15 protein-coding genes are annotated in these 16,228 nt (G+C 70.9%); 7 read left to right on the forward strand and 8 right to left on the reverse strand.

Annotation, left to right across the window (positions count from 1 at the left end; genetic code table 11):
- Positions 1-19: 19 nt before the first annotated feature.
- The gene (locus ACZ418_RS17090; RefSeq protein ID WP_468363037.1) at positions 20-2,050 is read right to left on the reverse strand and encodes a fibronectin type III domain-containing protein; all 2,031 of its coding nucleotides are present in this window, start codon (positions 2,048-2,050) and stop codon (positions 20-22) included.
- A 295-nt stretch (positions 2,051-2,345) separates the two neighbouring features.
- Between ACZ418_RS17090 and ACZ418_RS17095 the strand changes: the two genes are divergently transcribed.
- Both ACZ418_RS17095 and ACZ418_RS17100 read left to right on the forward strand, forming a co-directional pair.
- The gene (locus ACZ418_RS17095; RefSeq protein WP_468363039.1) at positions 2,346-3,452 is read left to right on the forward strand and encodes a sugar ABC transporter substrate-binding protein; all 1,107 of its coding nucleotides are present in this window, start codon (positions 2,346-2,348) and stop codon (positions 3,450-3,452) included.
- 350 nt (positions 3,453-3,802) lie between these two features.
- Positions 3,803-4,849: a helix-turn-helix transcriptional regulator gene (locus ACZ418_RS17100; protein ID WP_468363041.1), complete on the forward strand. Its 1,047-nt coding sequence runs from the start codon at positions 3,803-3,805 to the stop codon at positions 4,847-4,849.
- Here the strand turns inward: ACZ418_RS17100 and ACZ418_RS17105 are convergent.
- From ACZ418_RS17105 to ACZ418_RS17115, 3 genes are read right to left on the reverse strand one after another with little or no spacing between them, the layout of a single operon-like run.
- Positions 4,812-5,801: a helix-turn-helix transcriptional regulator gene (locus tag ACZ418_RS17105; RefSeq protein ID WP_468363044.1), complete on the reverse strand. Its 990-nt coding sequence runs from the start codon at positions 5,799-5,801 to the stop codon at positions 4,812-4,814. The genes ACZ418_RS17100 and ACZ418_RS17105 overlap by 38 nt on opposite strands.
- Entirely contained in the window at positions 5,798-6,796 is a 999-nt protein-coding gene (locus ACZ418_RS17110; RefSeq protein ID WP_468363046.1) for a helix-turn-helix transcriptional regulator, read from the reverse strand. The genes ACZ418_RS17105 and ACZ418_RS17110 overlap by 4 nt, the downstream gene beginning before the upstream one ends.
- Positions 6,797-6,825: 29 nt before the next feature.
- Entirely contained in the window at positions 6,826-7,809 is a 984-nt protein-coding gene (locus ACZ418_RS17115; RefSeq protein ID WP_468363048.1) for a helix-turn-helix transcriptional regulator, read from the reverse strand.
- 154 nt (positions 7,810-7,963) lie between these two features.
- Here ACZ418_RS17115 and ACZ418_RS17120 point away from each other — a divergent pair, with 154 nt between their 5' ends.
- A complete protein-coding gene (locus tag ACZ418_RS17120) occupies positions 7,964-8,182 on the forward strand; it encodes a hypothetical protein (protein WP_468363050.1) in 219 nt (72 codons plus the stop codon).
- A complete protein-coding gene (locus ACZ418_RS17125; protein WP_388623321.1) occupies positions 8,179-8,514 on the forward strand; it encodes a hypothetical protein in 336 nt (111 codons plus the stop codon). Before ACZ418_RS17120 ends, ACZ418_RS17125 begins: the two co-directional genes overlap by 4 nt.
- A gap of 158 nt (positions 8,515-8,672) precedes the next feature.
- Here ACZ418_RS17125 and ACZ418_RS17130 read toward each other — a convergent pair whose 3' ends face one another.
- On the reverse strand, positions 8,673-9,065 hold the full coding sequence (locus ACZ418_RS17130) for a pyridoxamine 5'-phosphate oxidase family protein (protein WP_468363052.1): 393 nt from the start codon (positions 9,063-9,065) through the stop codon (positions 8,673-8,675).
- A gap of 117 nt (positions 9,066-9,182) precedes the next feature.
- Here ACZ418_RS17130 and clpB point away from each other — a divergent pair, with 117 nt between their 5' ends.
- Positions 9,183-11,780: an ATP-dependent chaperone ClpB gene (gene clpB, locus ACZ418_RS17135; protein WP_468363054.1), complete on the forward strand. Its 2,598-nt coding sequence runs from the start codon at positions 9,183-9,185 to the stop codon at positions 11,778-11,780.
- 3 nt (positions 11,781-11,783) lie between these two features.
- Here the strand turns inward: clpB and ACZ418_RS17140 are convergent, their stop codons facing one another.
- Complete coding sequence (locus ACZ418_RS17140) at positions 11,784-12,251, reverse strand: hypothetical protein (RefSeq protein WP_468363056.1); 468 nt, start codon at positions 12,249-12,251, stop codon at positions 11,784-11,786.
- A gap of 139 nt (positions 12,252-12,390) precedes the next feature.
- Between ACZ418_RS17140 and ACZ418_RS17145 the strand changes: the two genes are divergently transcribed.
- Positions 12,391-12,930 carry a type III secretion system chaperone family protein gene (locus ACZ418_RS17145; RefSeq protein ID WP_468363058.1) on the forward strand — a complete coding sequence of 180 codons (540 nt, stop codon included), beginning with the start codon at positions 12,391-12,393 and terminating at the stop codon, positions 12,928-12,930.
- Positions 12,931-12,945: 15 nt separating this feature from the next.
- Here the strand turns inward: ACZ418_RS17145 and ACZ418_RS17150 are convergent, their stop codons facing one another.
- Together ACZ418_RS17150 and ACZ418_RS17155 are read right to left on the reverse strand one after the other, a co-directional pair.
- Positions 12,946-14,139 carry a hypothetical protein gene (locus ACZ418_RS17150; RefSeq protein WP_468363060.1) on the reverse strand — a complete coding sequence of 398 codons (1,194 nt, stop codon included), beginning with the start codon at positions 14,137-14,139 and terminating at the stop codon, positions 12,946-12,948.
- A gap of 232 nt (positions 14,140-14,371) precedes the next feature.
- Positions 14,372-15,565: a pyridoxal phosphate-dependent aminotransferase gene (locus ACZ418_RS17155; protein WP_468363062.1), complete on the reverse strand. Its 1,194-nt coding sequence runs from the start codon at positions 15,563-15,565 to the stop codon at positions 14,372-14,374.
- 118 nt (positions 15,566-15,683) lie between these two features.
- Between ACZ418_RS17155 and ACZ418_RS17160 the strand changes: the two genes are divergently transcribed.
- Positions 15,684-16,034, forward strand: coding sequence for a hypothetical protein (locus ACZ418_RS17160; protein ID WP_468363064.1), 351 nt, complete (start codon positions 15,684-15,686; stop codon positions 16,032-16,034).
- Positions 16,035-16,228 lie beyond the last annotated feature (194 nt).

Genomic DNA, 16,228 nt, shown 5'->3' on the forward strand with positions numbered 1-16,228 from the left:
CGCGGGCCCCTTCGGCGTGTCAGGAACCGCTCGGCGGGGTGATGGCGTAGTCGGTCTCGGCGAAGGCCTCGGTGCCGTCCGCCCGGACGAGGGAGATCATGTAGTAGACCGTCGTGCCGGCCGGGGCGTTCGTGTCGGTCCAGAACCAGCCGTCCCGGCTCTTGGCCACCGGGGTCTCGGTCAGCCGGACGAACCGGGCTTCGGCGCGGTCCCAGCGGTAGACGTGGAAGCCGGTCACCGAGGAGGTGTCCTCGTACGGACACCACGGCTCCACCCTGATCCCGCTCGCGGTCCTCCAGGTCGTCGTCTGGCAGCCCGCCGTGGCGTCCGGGACCGAGGTGGGCCGCAGGTCGAGCGCGGTCACCGGGACCGAGGCGACGGGCACGCTCCAGTCCTTGACGTCCGGATCGTCCTGGTAGGTCAGGGAGTTGCCGTAGACGTCCACGGCCACGACGAACAGGCGGTACGACTTGCCGTCGGCCGGCCAGGACAGCAGGGTCTGCGTCGTCGACGCGTTCACCTCCCCGAGGTACTCGGGGTCGTAGGACTCGTCCTGTTGCTGGTAGAGGCGATAGGACGCCAGGTCCGGCGCCGTGCTGGGCTGCCAGGACAGGCGGATGCCGTACTCCAGCGGCTCGGCGGCGACGCCGGTGACGACCGGCGGTGGCGTCTCGTCGCCGGGCCGGGTCGCGGTGACCTCGGCGGAGGGCACGGACCACCGGCCGGAGGAGTCCTTGCGCAGCACCGTGTAGTGGTACGTGTTGCCGCGGCGGCCGGAGTAGTCCGTGCAGCCGCGCACGGTGTTGCCGTCGGCGTCCGTGCCGCTCGTGGGCGAACCACAGGTGATGGTCTGCCAGGTGCGGGAGCCGTCGGCCGAGGCCTCCGCGCGGCGGACTGTGTAGCCGGTGGTGTCCGCGGGCTCGGTCCAGCCGAGCACCACCTCGCCGCTGCCGGTGCTCGCCGTGACGGCCTGCGGCGGCGTGATGGTCCGGGTGGCGCTCACGACGGCGGACTCGGCGGCGTTGCCGTGCGCGTCGATCGCGCTGACCTTGTAGTCGTAGGCGGTGCGGTACGCCGCCTTGGTGTCCGTGTAGCCGGTGTCCGTGGTGTCGGTGAGCACGGTGAAGGAGGTGTCGCCGGCGGCCTTGCGGTACACCCGGTAGGTGACGGCGTCCTTGACGGCCGTCCAGGACAACCGGTTGGCGTCCTCGGAGCCGGTCGCGGTGAGCTTCGGGGCGGCGGGCGGTGTCAGGTCCCGTGACGGGACCGGGCCCTGGTCGGCGCTTCCGGCGGACTCGTTGCCGGCCCTGTCGTAGGCGCGGACCTCGTAGTAGTACGACTGCCCGGTCTGCGGCGGCCGTTCGCTGAGGCGGGGCACCGTCGTCGTGCCGACCCGCGTGTAGGTGCTCGTGCCCGCCACCCGCCGGTACACGCGGTACCCGGCGAGGTCCATCTCCTTGTTCGCCGTCCAGCTGAGCACGGCGTGGATGCCGTCCGGGTCACCGGTGTAGTAGTCCCAGGACAGCCCGGTCGGGGCGAGCGGCCTGACCTTGTCGATGTCCGGCGAAGTCCGCGGTGTGTAGCCGAACTTGACGCTCGAGGTGCCAGTCCAGTTGACGTGGTCGACGCGCAGGGTGTGCTTGCCGGACGGGACGGTGACGTTGACGGTCTTCGCGCGTGTGCCGGAGGTGTTGGACCACAGGTCCACCTTGCGGACGCCGTCCAGGTAGACCCGGATGCCGTCGGTTCCGGACACGGCGAACGTGAAGGGTCCGCCGGAGCCGAAGTCGCGCGTGACGGTCCAGCGGACGCCGAAGTTGTCCTTCGGCAGCCCGGTGACGGGCGCGCCGGTCCAGTTCTGGTCGACGACGGTGTCGCAGTCCGACTTCTTCGGAGTGCCGGAGAACGTGGTGTTCGCGTAGAACGTCCGCTTGTAGACCGGCGATGCGCACGTCGTGGCGGCGGAGGCGGGCAGGGTGACCGCGTTGAGCAACGTACCGGCGGTGGCGAGTGCGACGGCCGTGGCGGCCCCGCGTCTGGCTGGGTTCATTCGGTCCTCTGGTCGAGTCGGGAAAGCGGCGCACGGCCGCCGGTGATCACGACTCGTGGAGGGCCCGGTTGGTTGTGGCGATCTTTACCGGCTCATGAACTCCGTTTGAATGGAGGGTCCGTAAAGAGCATTTGGAGGTGATTCCGCTCCTCCTTCACGGGGTCAGCCGAGCGTGGCGTTGCGGACTCGTTAAGTGGTTCCGCTTGACGCCGGGTGTGACCTCCGCGTTGTCTTTTCAGACACCTGGGTCGTATAGCAGCCCTACGTCCGGATCGCACATGAAGTGAGCCCTCGAATGCGTCGTATCGCCATATCCGTGGCCGCATCCACGATGACCCTCTCGCTCGCCGGATGCGGCGTGCTGGGAGCGACGGGGGACGGCGCGAGCGCGAGCCCGAGCAAGGGCAACGACATCACCGTGGGCCTGCTGCTGCCGGAGAAGGCGAACACCCGTTACGACAAGTTCGACTACCCCATCATCAAGGACAAGGTCGCCGAACTCACCCGCAAGCAGGGCAGGATCGAGTACCTCAACGCCGACGCGAACGCCTCCCAGCAGACCTCGCAGATGCAGAAGATGATCGACGAGAAGGTCGACATCATCATGCTCGACGCCGTCGACTCGCACGCGATCGCACCCGAGGTGAAGAAGGCCAAGGATGCGGGCATTCCGGTCATCGCCTACGACCGGCTCGCCGAGGGCCCGATCGACGCCTATGTCTCCTTCGACAACGAGCTCGTCGGCGAGGTGCAGGGCCGGACCCTGCTGGAGGGCCTCGGGTCGAGCGCCGACACCTCCACCAAGATCGTCATGGTGAACGGCTCGCCCACCGACCCCAACGCCAAGCAGTTCAAGCAGGGCGCGCTCTCCGAGCTGAACGGCAAGGTGACGATAGCGGCGTCGTACGACACCACGGACTGGAAGCCGGAGCTCGCCGAGGTCGAGATGGCCAGGGCGATCGCCGCGATCGGCAAGAACAACATCGCCGGCGTCTACGCCGCCAACGACGGCATGGCCGGCGGCGTCATCAAGGCCCTGAAGGCGGCCGGCGTCACGAACATGCCCCCGATCACGGGCCAGGACGCCGAACTCGACGCGGTCCAGCGGATCGTGGCCGGCGAGCAGTTCATGAGCGTCTACAAGCCCTACCCGGACGAGGCCGAGGCCGCCGCGCAGATGGCCGTCGCCAAGGTCCAGGGCAAGGACATCCAGTTCGACGCGCTCACCCAGGACAAGGTCGACAGCCCCACCGACAAGAACATCCCCTCGAAGCTGATCCAGCCGACCGCCCTGACCAAGACCAACATCAAGTCCACGGTCGTCGCGGACGGCATCTACACGGTGGGCGACATCTGCACGGCCAAGTACAAGGCGGCCTGCGCGACGCTCGGTCTGAAGTAGGGGGAGTTCCTCCGCGCCCCTGAGGGCAGCACCCCAGGGGCGCGGAGCGCCTCGCGCCACCCCCGTGGGCGCGGGGCGCGGCCCCGGCGGGGCGGGGGGTGCCGGGCCAGGGCCGCTCCGGGTGTCAGGTGTTCCGGTGACACCCGGGGGAAGCGGGACCAACGATGCCGTGACGCAGTCCGCCCCACCACCATCAGCTTGTTGCAATGCGAGGGGCGGAGCCTGCCACATACCCGGACATAACCGTGTTTTACCGCAGCCGTGTCGGGGAGAGCCGTGTTGCGGACCCGGTCGGCGCCCGCGCATAGTTGCGCTGCGGAAGTGACAGCACACCGGGGGTGAAATGGGCCATGGCCGGGCGCGGGGCGGAGCAGCATCCACACGGCGCCGACCGACTGTGCGCGGCCGGCGACCGGGTCTATTCCCGGGCCGTACGCCGGGGGCGCGTGCCGCGCACTGACGCCGAGGCGGTCCCCTGTCTGCTGGAGCTGGCCCTGCTGCACCCGGACCCCGACGACATGGACTGGCTGGTGCCGACCTCCCCGCAGGAGGTCATGACCAGGCTGCTGCGCGGGGTCTACGACGAGGTCAGCGCGAGCCAGCGCCGGGTGGGCTCGGCGGTGGCCGCCTTCGAGTGGTACGCCGGGCTGGGCCGTCAGCTGGGCGCGCTGGCCGCACCGGCCGAGGGCAGCGCGATCCGGGTGCTGGACGGGCTCTCCCGGATCCAGGCCGCGATGGACGAGGCGACCGAGGCGTGCACGACCGAGGTGCTCACCGTGCAGCCGGGCGGCATCCGCCGGGAGGCGGAACTGACGGAGGGCCTGCACCGGGCGCTGGCCCTGCGCGGCCGGGGCGTGCGCATGCGCGACCTCTACACCCATGTGGCCCGCCACGGCCAGGGCCTGCTGAACTACCTGGAGCTGATGGGTGACACGGTGGAGGCCCGGACGCTGGACGAGGTCATCGACCGCCTGATCCTCTTCGACCGCACGGTGGCCTTCATCCCGGCGAACGCCGACCGCACGATGGCCCTGGAGCTGCGCCACCCGGCCCTGGTGGAGTACCTGGTGACGGTCTTCGAACGCCTCTGGCGCCTGGCCATCCCGCTCACCGCCCCCCTGCCCGACACCGGCATCGAGGGCATCTCGCACCGCGAGCAGTCCATCGCCGCGCTGCTCGCCGAGGGCCACCAGGACGCGGTGATCGCCGAGCGGCTCGGCATCAGCGTGCGCACCTGCCGCGCCCATATCGCCCGGCTCTCGGAGACCCTGGGCGCGGCCAGCCGTACCCAGCTGGGCGTCCGGATCGCCCAGGTCGGCCTGGACGGTCACCGGGGAGCCGGGCCACCGGCCGGCGCGCTCACGGCTCCTGATCAAGAATCCCCGAGCGTGCGATGAGATAGCCCAGCTGGGCCCGGCTGTCGCTGCCGAGGGTGGCGGCGAGCTTGGCGATGTGCAGCCGGGCGGTGCGGATGTTCATGCCCAGGCGGTCGGCGATGACGGCGTCGGTGTGGCCCTCGACGAGGAGGGCGGCGATGGCCCGCTGGCGGGGTGTCACGCCGTTCACCGACGGGGGCTGCACCGCCTTCGGGAACATCGGCGTGGCGAGCCGCCAGAGCCGGTGGAAGGTCGTCACGAAGTACTTGATCAGCGCCGGGTGGCGGACCTCCAGGGCGAGGGTGCCGTCGTCGTCGGCGGGGAGGAAGGCGACCTTGCGGTCGATGACGATGAGCCGGTCCGGCACCTCGTCGAGGCTGCGCGCCTCGGTGTCGCCGCGCCGGAAGTGCTCCAACGGCCCGTACACCTCCGGCACATGGCGCAGGGTGTGCTGGTAGAGGGTGCGGATCCGGCCGCCGCGGTCCAGCAACGCCTGATCGCGCCAGAAGGCGGTGTCACGGGCCGCCTCGCCGCGCGGGCCGGTGAGGCCGGCATGCGGCTGGATGGTCAGGGACTCCTCGGTGGCGTCCACCATCGCGTCGGAGATCGCCCGGTTGATCTGCTCGGTGCCGCTGAGCAGCCGTAGCATCGCCGGCTCGGTGCCGGTGCCGGGCGTCCTGCGCACCTCGACGCGCAGCAGCGACTCGAACCGCTCCACCAGCCGGTCCTCGCGCCGCCGTTCCTCGGCGACCCGTGCCGCGGAGGCCCGCAGCAGCCGGTGCAGGGCGGCGGCGGGCGCCACCGGTTCGAGCTGTCCGACGTCGTCCAGGACGGGGTGCAGCAGCCCGAAATCGGTCAGACAGGGCACGTCGGCGGCATCGCCGGCCGGTATCCGCCCCTCGCGCAGGGCCCGCTCGTACACCTCCTCCCCGGCGGCACACAACTCCTCGACCCCGTGCTCCCGATGCGTCACCGGTCCACCTCTCCCTGCCGGTCGAGAATCCCGGACTGCCCGATGAGATAGCCGAGTTGAGCCCTGTTCTCGCTGCCGAGGGTCGCGGCGAGCTTGGCGATGTGCAGTCGGGCGGTGCGCACGTTCATGCCGAGCCGCGCGGCTATCGCGGCGTCGGTGTGCCCCTCGATCAGAAGGGCGGCGATGGCGCGCTGGCGGGGGGTGATGCCGTTCAGGGTGGGCGGCTGGGCGGCTTCGGGGTACATCGGGGTGGCCAGGCGCCAGAGGCGGTCGAAGGTCGTGACGAAGAAGGAGACCAGAGCCGGGTGGCGGACCTCCAGGGCGAGCGACTGGTCCGCGCTCGCGGGTACGAAGGCCACCACCCGGTCGACGACGAGCAGCCGTTCCGTCACCTCGTCCAGGGTGCGCGCCTCGACATCGCCGTCCAGGGCCTCGTAGCGGGCGAGGACCGAGGGGGCGTGGCGCAGCGTGTGCTGGTAGAGGGTGCGGATCCGGCCCCCGCGGTCCAGCAGCGCCTGGTCGCGGGCCAGGGCCATCGCGCGGCGCTCGGGGGAGATGCGGAAGTGGCCGGTGTACGGCTGGATGGCGAGGAGCTCGCCGCAGGTGCCGGCCAGGGCCTGGTCCAGGGCGCCGTTGATGCGCTCCAGCCCGCTGAGGACCCGGAGCGTCGGGGTGTCCGTGGCCAGGCCCCCGGGGTCGTCGATCCGCAGCAGCGGCTCGAAGGACTCGGCCAGCCGCTCACCGCGCCGCCGTTCCTCCGCGATGCGGTCCTCGGACGCCCGCAGCAGCCGGTGCAGCGCGACGGCGGGCGCGACGGGTTCCAGCCAGGCGAGGTCGTCGACCATGGGATGCAGCAGCCCGAAATCCACCAGACAAGGAGCCGGTACGGCGTCCTCGGCGCGGATCCGGCCCTCCCGCACCGCCCGCTCGTACAGCGACGCCCCGGCCGCACACAGGTCCTCCACACCGTGCTCGGGGTGCGGCGATCCACTCACCGCGCCACCGCCCTGTCCCTGCGCCACGGTCAGCTCTCGCGGTCGAGGATGCCGGACTGGGCTATGAGGAAGCCCAGTTGGGCCCGGCTGCCGCTGCCCAGGGCGGCCGCCAGCTTGGCGATGTGGGCCCGGCAGGTGCGGACGTTCATGCCGAGCCGGCGGGCGATCGCCTCGTCGACATGGCCCTCGATGAGCAGCTTCGCTATGGACCGCTGGACACCCGTGATGCCCTCTGGGGTGGACTCGTAGGGCACCTCGTCCATCAGCGGGGTGGCCCGCTGCCAGAGCTGTTCGAAGACCCTGATGAGGTACTGCACAAGACCGGGGTGGCGCAGCTCCAGGGCGACCTGCCGGTCGTCCTGGGCGGGGATGAAGGCGACCGTCGTGTCACAGATGATCAGCCGCTCGATCAGCTCCTCCAGGGTGCGGATCTCGACCTTGGCGCCCGCCATCTGGTCCATGTACGCGTAGGTGCTCTGGCTGTGCCGCACGGTGTGCTGGTAGAGCGTGCGCATGGAGATGCCCCGCTCGATCAGGGGCTTGCTGCGTTTGAGCGCCTGGCTGAGGATGTGCTCCGGCCGACTGCCTCCGGGCTGCACGGTCAGGACCTCGGTGCGGGCCTCGGCGATCGCCACGTCGAGCGCCTGGTGGATGCGGTCGATGCCCTCCAGCACGGTGATCGCGTGCGTGGTCGCCGGTTTCTGGGCACTGATGTCCAGGAACGGCTGGAAGGTGTCCGCCAGTTCCAGGGTGGCCCGCCGCCGGTCCTGGATCTCGCGCTCCAGGGGCTGCAGTTGCTGAGCGAGTACGACGGACGGAGGAACCGGGCGCAGCCAGCCCGGGTCGTCCGGATCGGGGTGGAGCAGGGCGAACTCCAGCAGACAGGGCGCGTTCTCGGCCTCGTCCCGGGAGATACGTCCGGAACTGAGGGCACTGGCGTAGAGACGCGCACCGTCGGCACAGAGGTCTGTGATGCCGTGAGGATGTGTCGGTTTTGTGCGCTTAGTTGGCAAATCTCCACCCCCCAGGGTCCTGAACGTGCAGGAACATGATGCATCTCCTGTGTGGCATTGACGTGCCTGAATGAGCCATCGTCTTGTCACACGGGGGAGAGGAAGCCATCAAGTGAGGACGAAGCCGACCATGAAAAAGAGAATGCTTCGCTCGGTGCTTGCCACTGCCTTCGTAGTCGCGCTGGCCAGCGGTGCGGCTGGTCCTCTTGACGTCGGCTGGGGTAGCCCGACCAACACCGAACACACCACCGCCCAGGACGTCGGCTGGGGCGTCGTGGCCGGCGCCAGCCCCACGGACGTCGGCTGGGGCGTCGCGCCCGGCGGCAGCCCGACGGACGTCGGCTGGTCGACTCCGGCGGACGCAACGGCATGACCACTCCACCCGACGACCGGTCCTTCCGTCGCGAAATGGCCACCGCCTACCGCTCCGGCTGGCACTTCATCGACCTGGTCACCGCCATCCCCCACAGCGGTGACTCGCTGATGGTGACCGTGTTCGGTGAGCCGGTCGTCGTGACGCGGGACGAGGACGAGGACGTGCGGGCGTACCGGTGCCTGCGCAAGCCCCGTGGCGCGCCCCAGCCGGTCCGGTGTGCCGTCCGGTACGGAATGATCTTTGTGAATCTTGACCAGCGGGACCACCGGCTCGCGGAGCCGACGGACCGCGACCTGAGGACCATCTCAGCCACCCCCCGCAGTGCCTGACGCGATTCCCCCGTCGTAAAAGATCGCTCAGGTGCTTCCCCCCGCAGCGGCGTCACCGTGACCTGAACACGGTGACGCCGCTGCAGTTTTCTGGGGATATTCCGTGGAATTTCACGGTATGGGCGCGCTGCCAGGGTGGCTGAAAGTTTTCGGTCGCCTCAGCCGTTCCCGAGGGCCCGCTCCACCTCTATCTCGATCACCACGCGCGCCGGATTCGGCCTCGGCGTCCGCTCGTAGCGCTCGGCGTAGCGCCGTACCGCCTCCGCGACCCGTTCCGGCTCCGTGCGCACCCTCGCCCGCCCCTCCAGCGTGGCCCAGCGCCGGCCGTCCACCTGGCACACCGCGACCCGGGCGCCCTCGGCCCCGGCCGCGCGCACATGCCGCACCTTCGCGCTGGTCCCGTTGGTGATCACCCTGGCCAGCCCGGCCTCCGCGTCGAACGTCACCCCCACCGGCACCACGTGCGGACTGCCGTCGGGGCGGAGTGTCGTCAGGGTGCACAGATGACGTTCCCGCCAGAACTCCAGGTACTGCTCAGAGTGCTTCGCCATGCCCGCAACCTAGCCCGGGCAAGCCTTCCCTGCCCTACTTGAGCGGAATAGACTCAACTTTGTGTACGCTGGTTAAGTCAGCAGTGGAGAGTGTGGCCGAGGAGGAGAACGGACAACGTGGACGCCGAGCTGACCAACAGGAGCCGGGACGCGATCAACGCGGCCAGCAACCGGGCCGTGACCGAGGGGCACCCGGACCTCACGCCTGCCCACCTGCTGCTGGCGCTGCTCGCCGGGCAGGACAACGAGAACATCACCGACCTGCTCGCGGCCGTCGAGGCGGACCAGGCCGCCGTACGCGCCGGTGCGGAGAAGCTGCTGGCCGCACTGCCCAGCGTGACCGGGTCCACGGTCGCGCCCCCGCAGCCCAACCGCGAGCTGCTGGCCGTGCTCGCCGACGCCGACGAGCGCGCCAAGGAGCTCGGTGACGAGTACCTGTCGACCGAACATCTGCTGATCGGGATCGCCGCCAAGGGCGGCCGGGCCGGCGAACTCCTGCAGCAGCAGGGTGCCGAAGCCAAGAAGCTGCTGGAGGCCTTCAAGAAGGCCAGGGGAGGACGCCGCGTGACCACCGCCGACCCCGAGGGCCAGTACAAGGCCCTGGAGAAGTTCGGCACCGACTTCACCGCCGCGGCCCGCGAGGGCCGGCTCGACCCGGTCATCGGGCGGGACCCGGAGATCCGGCGGGTCGTGCAGGTGCTGTCCCGTCGTACGAAGAACAACCCGGTGCTCATCGGTGAGCCCGGCGTCGGCAAGACCGCCGTGGTCGAGGGGCTCGCCCAGCGGATCGTCAAGGGTGACGTGCCCTCGTCGCTGAAGGACAAGCGGCTGGTCGCGCTCGACCTCGGGGCGATGGTGGCCGGCGCCAAGTACCGCGGCGAGTTCGAGGAGCGGCTGAAGGCCGTCCTCGCCGAGATCAAGGACTCCGACGGGCAGATCATCACCTTCATCGACGAGCTGCACACCGTCGTGGGCGCCGGTGCCGGCGGCGACTCCGCCATGGACGCGGGCAACATGCTCAAGCCCATGCTGGCCCGCGGCGAGCTGCGCATGGTCGGCGCGACCACCCTGGACGAGTACCGGGAGCGGATCGAGAAGGACCCGGCGCTGGAGCGGCGCTTCCAGCAGGTGCTGGTCGCCGAGCCGACCGTCGAGGACACCATCGCGATCCTGCGCGGTCTGAAGGGCCGGTACGAGGCCCACCACAAGGTGCAGATCGCGGACTCGGCGCTGGTGGCCGCCGCCACCCTCTCCGACCGCTACATCACCTCCCGCTTCCTGCCCGACAAGGCCATCGACCTCGTCGACGAGGCCGCCTCGCGCCTGCGCATGGAGATCGACTCGTCCCCCGTCGAGATCGACGAACTCCAGCGCGCCGTGGACCGGCTGAAGATGGAGGAGCTGGCGATCGCCAAGGAGACCGACCCGGCCTCCCTCGCGCGCCTGGAGAAGCTGCGCCGCGACCTCGCCGACAAGGAGGAGGAGCTGCGGCACCTGACCGCCCGCTGGGAGAAGGAGAAGCAGTCCCTCAACCGGGTCGGTGAGCTCAAGGAGCGCCTGGACGACCTGCGCGGCCAGGCCGAACGCGCCCAGCGCGACGGTGACTTCGACACCGCGGCCAAACTGCTCTACGGCGAGATCCCGCAGCTGGAGAAGGAGCTGGAGGCCGCCTCCGAGGCCGAGGAGGAGGCCGCCAAGGACACGATGGTCAAGGAGGAGGTCGGCTCCGACGACATCGCCGACGTCGTCGCCGCCTGGACCGGTATCCCGGCCGGCCGCCTGCTGGAGGGCGAGACGCAGAAGCTGCTGCGCATGGAGGACGAGCTGGGCAAGCGCCTCATCGGTCAGACCGAGGCCGTACGCGCGGTCAGCGACGCCGTACGACGCTCCCGCGCGGGCATCGCCGACCCCGACCGCCCCACCGGCTCCTTCCTCTTCCTCGGCCCGACCGGCGTCGGCAAGACCGAACTCGCCAAGGCGCTCGCGGACTTCCTCTTCGACGACGAGCGGGCCATGGTCCGCATCGACATGTCGGAGTACGGCGAGAAGCACAGCGTGGCCCGCCTGGTCGGTGCGCCTCCCGGGTACGTCGGCTACGAGGAGGGCGGCCAGCTCACCGAGGCCGTCCGCCGCCGCCCGTACTCCGTCGTGCTCCTGGACGAGGTGGAGAAGGCCCACCCGGAGGTCTTCGACATCCTGCTCCAGGTCCTGGACGACGGCCGCCTGACGGACGGTCAGGGCCGTACGGTCGACTTCCGCAACACCATCCTGGTGCTCACCTCCAACCTGGGCAGCCAGTTCCTGGTCGACCCGCTGACGTCCGAGGCGGAGAAGAAGGAACAGGTCCTGGAGGTCGTCCGGTCCTCCTTCAAGCCGGAGTTCCTCAACCGGCTGGACGACCTGGTGGTCTTCTCGGCGCTGACCAAGCCCGAGCTGGAGCGGATCGCACGGCTCCAGATCGACCGCCTGGGCAGGCGGCTGGCCGAACGCCGGCTCACCCTGGAGGTCACCCCCGAGGCGCTGGGCTGGCTCGCGGAGGAGGGCCTGGACCCGGCCTACGGCGCCCGCCCGCTGCGCCGCCTCGTCCAGACCGCCATCGGCGACCGCCTCGCCAAGGAGATCCTCTCCGGCGAGATCAAGGACGGCGACACGGTCCGCGTCGACCGCTTCGGCGAGGGCCTGCTGGTGGGGCCGGCGACCGGGAAGACGCTGTGACGCTCACACGGTGAACGCGGTGAACCGTACGAGGGCCTGCTCCGGGCCCTCGTACGTCACGTCGATCTCCACCGCGTTCGCGTCGATGCCGGGCGGCACGCTGCTCGCGCTGTCCATGTTCACGCAGAAGTCCGCGCCGCCGGAACAGAGGTCGGTGTCCGGCTCGGGAGCCCCCGGGTAGGTGTGCCTCAACCACGCCCACAGCTGTGTCCGGGGCAGGCGGAACTCGGCTCTGTAGTCGGTGTCCAGCCAGGTCTGCACCGTGCACCTGTCCTCGAACGCCCGGTCCGGGAGCTTCGCCCCGCCGAAGTCCAGTGCCTCCGCGCACGGCACCTTCTCCGGGGCCCCGCCCAGCGGGTAGTCCGAGGGCGTGTACCCCACCATCAGCACGGCCAGCCCGGCCATGATCAATGCGGGCAGCACCAGGATCGCCGCGACGGTCCCCCATCTGGTCCGTCCCCGTTCCGCCACCTCGGCCCCGTCCCTCACGGCCCGCAGGCCCAGCAGCCGAAATCATGTCAGCCAAAGGCGGACAGGCGGGCGGCGGGGCTTGCCTCCCCCCTCCCCGCATGGGGGAGGATGGCGGAATCCGCACGAAGGGAAATACACGGTGAGCATCGACCCGTCCTCGATTCCGAACTTCGGGGGCCAGCCCGAACCGCAGCCCCAAGGACCGGCGGGCCCCGTCGTCCCGGATCAGGATCTTGTGAAGCAGCTCCTCGACCAGATGGAGCTGAAGTACGTCGTCGACGAGGAGGGTGACCTCGCGGCGCCGTGGGAGCAGTTCCGCACCTACTTCATGTTCCGCGGGGAGGCCGAGCAGGCCGTCTTCTCGGTACGGACGTTCTACGACCGCCCCCACAAGATCGACGAGAAGCCGCAGCTGCTGGAGTCCGTCGACGACTGGAACCGCCGCACGCTGTGGCCCAAGGTGTACACCCACACCCACGACGACGGCACCGTCCGGCTGATCGGCGAGGCCCAGATGCTGATCGGCACGGGCGTCGACATCAACCACTTCGTCTCCTCGACCGTCAGCTGGGTGCGGGCGGCGATCGAGTTCGACCGGTGGCTCGTCGAGCAGCTCGGTCTGGAGCAGGAGGTCAACGAGGCGGACGAGCCCGAGAACCCCGAGGACGAGGGCGAGTAGGCCCCGTCCCGCCGCCTACAGCGGCGCCTGCGCGTACACCACGAGGTACGCGCCGTAGCCATAGCTGAGCCCGGCCAGGGCCGCGACCAGCACGGTCGCGTGCCAGGGCCGGGCTTTCGCCGTGCGTACCAGCGTCCGGGCCGGCGGCAGCAGCAGCGGAAACGCCGGCAGCAGGAACCGCGGCTTGGACTCGAAGAAGCCCGACCCGCCGAGCGCGATCAGCAGCAGCATCCCGCTGAACACCAGCAGCGGCAGCGGGGCGCGGTCGAGGAGCAGCAGGGCGTACAGCACCGTCGCCGCCGCGACCAGGACCAGGGCGATCGGGAACACGAACTGGCTGCCGTGCAGCAGCATCGCGCGCACGAACCGCAGCGCGCCGTACCCGAAGTCGAACGTCGACCCCCACCGCTGCTGCACCTCGAAGTAGCCGCCGAGCAGATCACCCTTGCGCCACCCGACCCACAGCACATACGCGGTCCAGCCCAGCGGGGCGAGCGCCGCGCCCGTCCACAGCCTGTGGGAAACCTTTCCGCGGCGCCGCCACACCTCGGCTCCGGCCGTGGCCAGCACCGCGGCGGCCACCGTGAACCCGTTGGGCCGGGCCAGCCCCGCGCCCGCGGCCAGCGCGCCCGCCCACAGCCAGTTCCCGGCCAGCAGGGCGTACAGCGACCAGGCCGCGAACGCGGTCAGCACCGGCTCGGTGTACGCCATCGACAGCACCACCGCGTGCGGCAGCAGCCCCCACAGCAGTACCAGTGCGACACCGGTGGCCGGCCCGTGCAGCCGGGAGCCGACCGCGTGGATCCCGGCGGCGGCAGCGGCGGCCGCGGTCCACGAGATCAGCAGCCCGGCGGTGCCGCCGCCGACCGGTGCCAGCGCGGTCGCCGCCCGCAGCAGCGCCGGGTACAGCGGGAAGAACGCGAGGTCGCTGTGCGGGCCCGGGTCGTGGGAGGGCAGGTCGTGACCGTAGCCGTGGGCGGCGATGCCCAGGTACCAGACGGAGTCCCAGGACCGGGCGAGCAGGGCCAGGGGATGCCGCCCGGCGACCTGCGCGACGAGGGCGAGCACGGCCGCCCCGATGAGCCGGACGCCGATGAAGAGCCCTACGGCGACTCCGCTCGCTCGCACGAGGGACGGCCGGGTGCGGTCGCGCTGCGCCGGCTCAGGCGTGGCTGCGGGCGGGCCGAGGGTGGTGCTGGCGTGAGTCACACCTGAGCACCCTGCAAGGGCTCGGCCGCCGAAGCGAGCAGGCGGCCGCCGAGTGCGGGGCGGGTTCACCTGTGTCGAGTACGTCAACACACGACGGGCCGCATCCGCCGCCGAACAGCCGACCAGCCGGAGATGCCCCCAGCACCACGCGGACGCGCCCGGCGCCGCGTGGCCGCGACCGGCCACGACCCATCCGCGGCCGGGAAGGTCGTCGCGGTGGTCATGACACGTCTCAGGCCCGCCCCATCGTGATCAGCCGCTGCGCCGCCTCCCGCAACACCTCCTCCCGCTTGCAGAACGCGAACCGCACGAACGGCGCCCCCGCCTCCCGGTCGTCGTAGAAGACGGCGTTGGGGATGGCCACGACGCCGGCCCGCTCCGGCAGGGCGCGGCAGAAGGCGAAGCCGTCCTTCTCGCCGAGGGGGCGGATGTCGGTGGTGATGAAGTACGTGCCGGCCGGGACGAAGACCTCGAAGCCCGCCTCCGTCAGGCCCTGCGCGAGGATGTCGCGGCGGGCCAGCATGGACCGGCGGAACTCCGCGAAGTAGGAGTCGGGCAGGGCGAGCGCCTCCGCGACCGCGTACTGGAAGGGGCCCGAGGAGACGTACGTCAGGAACTGCTTCACCGAGCGGACCGCGGCCACCAGCTCCGGCGCGGCCGTCACCCAGCCGACCTTCCAGCCGGTGAAGGAGAACGTCTTGCCGGCCGAGCCGATCGTCACCGTGCGCTCGCGCATCCCGGGGAAGGACGCGAGCGGCAGATGCCCGGTGTCGTCGAAGACCAGGTGCTCGTACACCTCGTCCGTGACCACCAGCAGGTCCCGCTCGACCGCCAGCTCGGCGATCGCGGCCAGCTCCGCGCGCGTGAGGACCGTACCGGTCGGATTGTGCGGGGTGTTGATCAGCAGCAGCCGGGTGCGGTCGGTGACGGCGGCGCGCAGCTCGTCCAGGTCGAGGCGGAAGCTGCCGTCGTGCGGGCGCAGGGTCACCGGTACGCGCGTGCCGCCCGCCATGGCGATGCTCGCCGCGTAGGAGTCGTAGTACGGCTCCAGGGCCACGACCTCGTCACCCGGCTCCACCAGCGCCAGCAGCGCGGCCGCGATCGCCTCCGTCGCGCCCGCCGTGACCAGCACCTCGGTGTCCGGGTCGTACGACAGCCCGTAGCGGCGCAGCTGGTGCGCGGCGATCGCGGTGCGCAGCTCCGGGATGCCCGGCCCCGGCGGGTACTGGTTGCCGCGGCCGTCGCGCAGGGCCCGTAGGGCCGCCTCCCTGACCTCCTCCGGGCCGTCGGTGTCGGGGAAGCCCTGGCCCAGGTTGATCGACCCGGTCGCCACGGCGAGCGCGGACATCTCGGCGAAGATCGTCGTCCCGAACTCGGCGAGCCGGCGATTGAGGTGGGGGCGTGCGCTGGAGGTCATGGCGGCCATCCTGCGCCCAAGCTCTGGAGTTCCTCAACTCTGCTTTGCGCCCCGGGACGGCCGGGCATCTGCCGGACACCGCGGTCCACGGGGGACCGCTTCGGGGGAATGGAAGGAGGGTGACGCCATGGTCGTCGGCATCATCTTCATCCTGGTCGTGGCCGCGTTCGTGACCGTCACGGCGCTGGCGGGCGCGCGGACCGGGAACCGGCAGCGCAAGGTGTCTCTCGGCAAGAGCGGCCGCGGCCGGTCCCGGTCGTACCGCTCATCGTCTTCTTCCTCGTCCTCGGCATACGACGACAGCCGTAGCTGGTGGGCGGGCGGCGCCGACTCCGGCTCGTCGGGCGGGCACCACGGGGGCCACCACGGCGGTCACTCCTGCGGTGGCGGCCATTCCTGCGGGGGCCACTCCTCCTGCGGCGGCTCGTCCTGCGGCGGGGGGTCGTCGTGCGGCGGCGGATGCGGGGGAGGCAGCTGACACGGGGCAGCCGAGCTCCCGGGGGAACCGTATCCGGACCGCACGCGAGCGCCCGCCGGACGAAACAGCCGGCGGGCGCTCGCCGTTCACGTGCCCCACACCAGGCGCCCCACCGAGCAAAACCAGCCGCCACCCGCCCACCACTTACGTCCCCACGCCGGGCGCCCGCGGTTCACGTCCCCGCACCGGGAGCC

The organism is Streptomyces sp. NPDC030820 (assembly GCF_055572075.1).

What these genes read in the sequence shown, in the direction of transcription:
- ACZ418_RS17155 (WP_468363062.1), bottom strand. Translation starts at nt 15,565, where the DNA reads ATGGCCGCCATGACCTCCAGCGCACGCCCCCACCTCAATCGCCGGCTC.
- ACZ418_RS17160 (WP_468363064.1), top strand. Translation starts at nt 15,684, where the DNA reads ATGGTCGTCGGCATCATCTTCATCCTGGTCGTGGCCGCGTTCGTGACC.
- ACZ418_RS17090 (WP_468363037.1), bottom strand. Translation starts at nt 2,050, where the DNA reads ATGAACCCAGCCAGACGCGGGGCCGCCACGGCCGTCGCACTCGCCACC.
- ACZ418_RS17125 (WP_388623321.1), top strand. Translation starts at nt 8,179, where the DNA reads ATGACCACTCCACCCGACGACCGGTCCTTCCGTCGCGAAATGGCCACC.
- ACZ418_RS17095 (WP_468363039.1), top strand. Translation starts at nt 2,346, where the DNA reads ATGCGTCGTATCGCCATATCCGTGGCCGCATCCACGATGACCCTCTCG.
- ACZ418_RS17100 (WP_468363041.1), top strand. Translation starts at nt 3,803, where the DNA reads ATGGCCGGGCGCGGGGCGGAGCAGCATCCACACGGCGCCGACCGACTG.
- ACZ418_RS17130 (WP_468363052.1), bottom strand. Translation starts at nt 9,065, where the DNA reads ATGGCGAAGCACTCTGAGCAGTACCTGGAGTTCTGGCGGGAACGTCAT.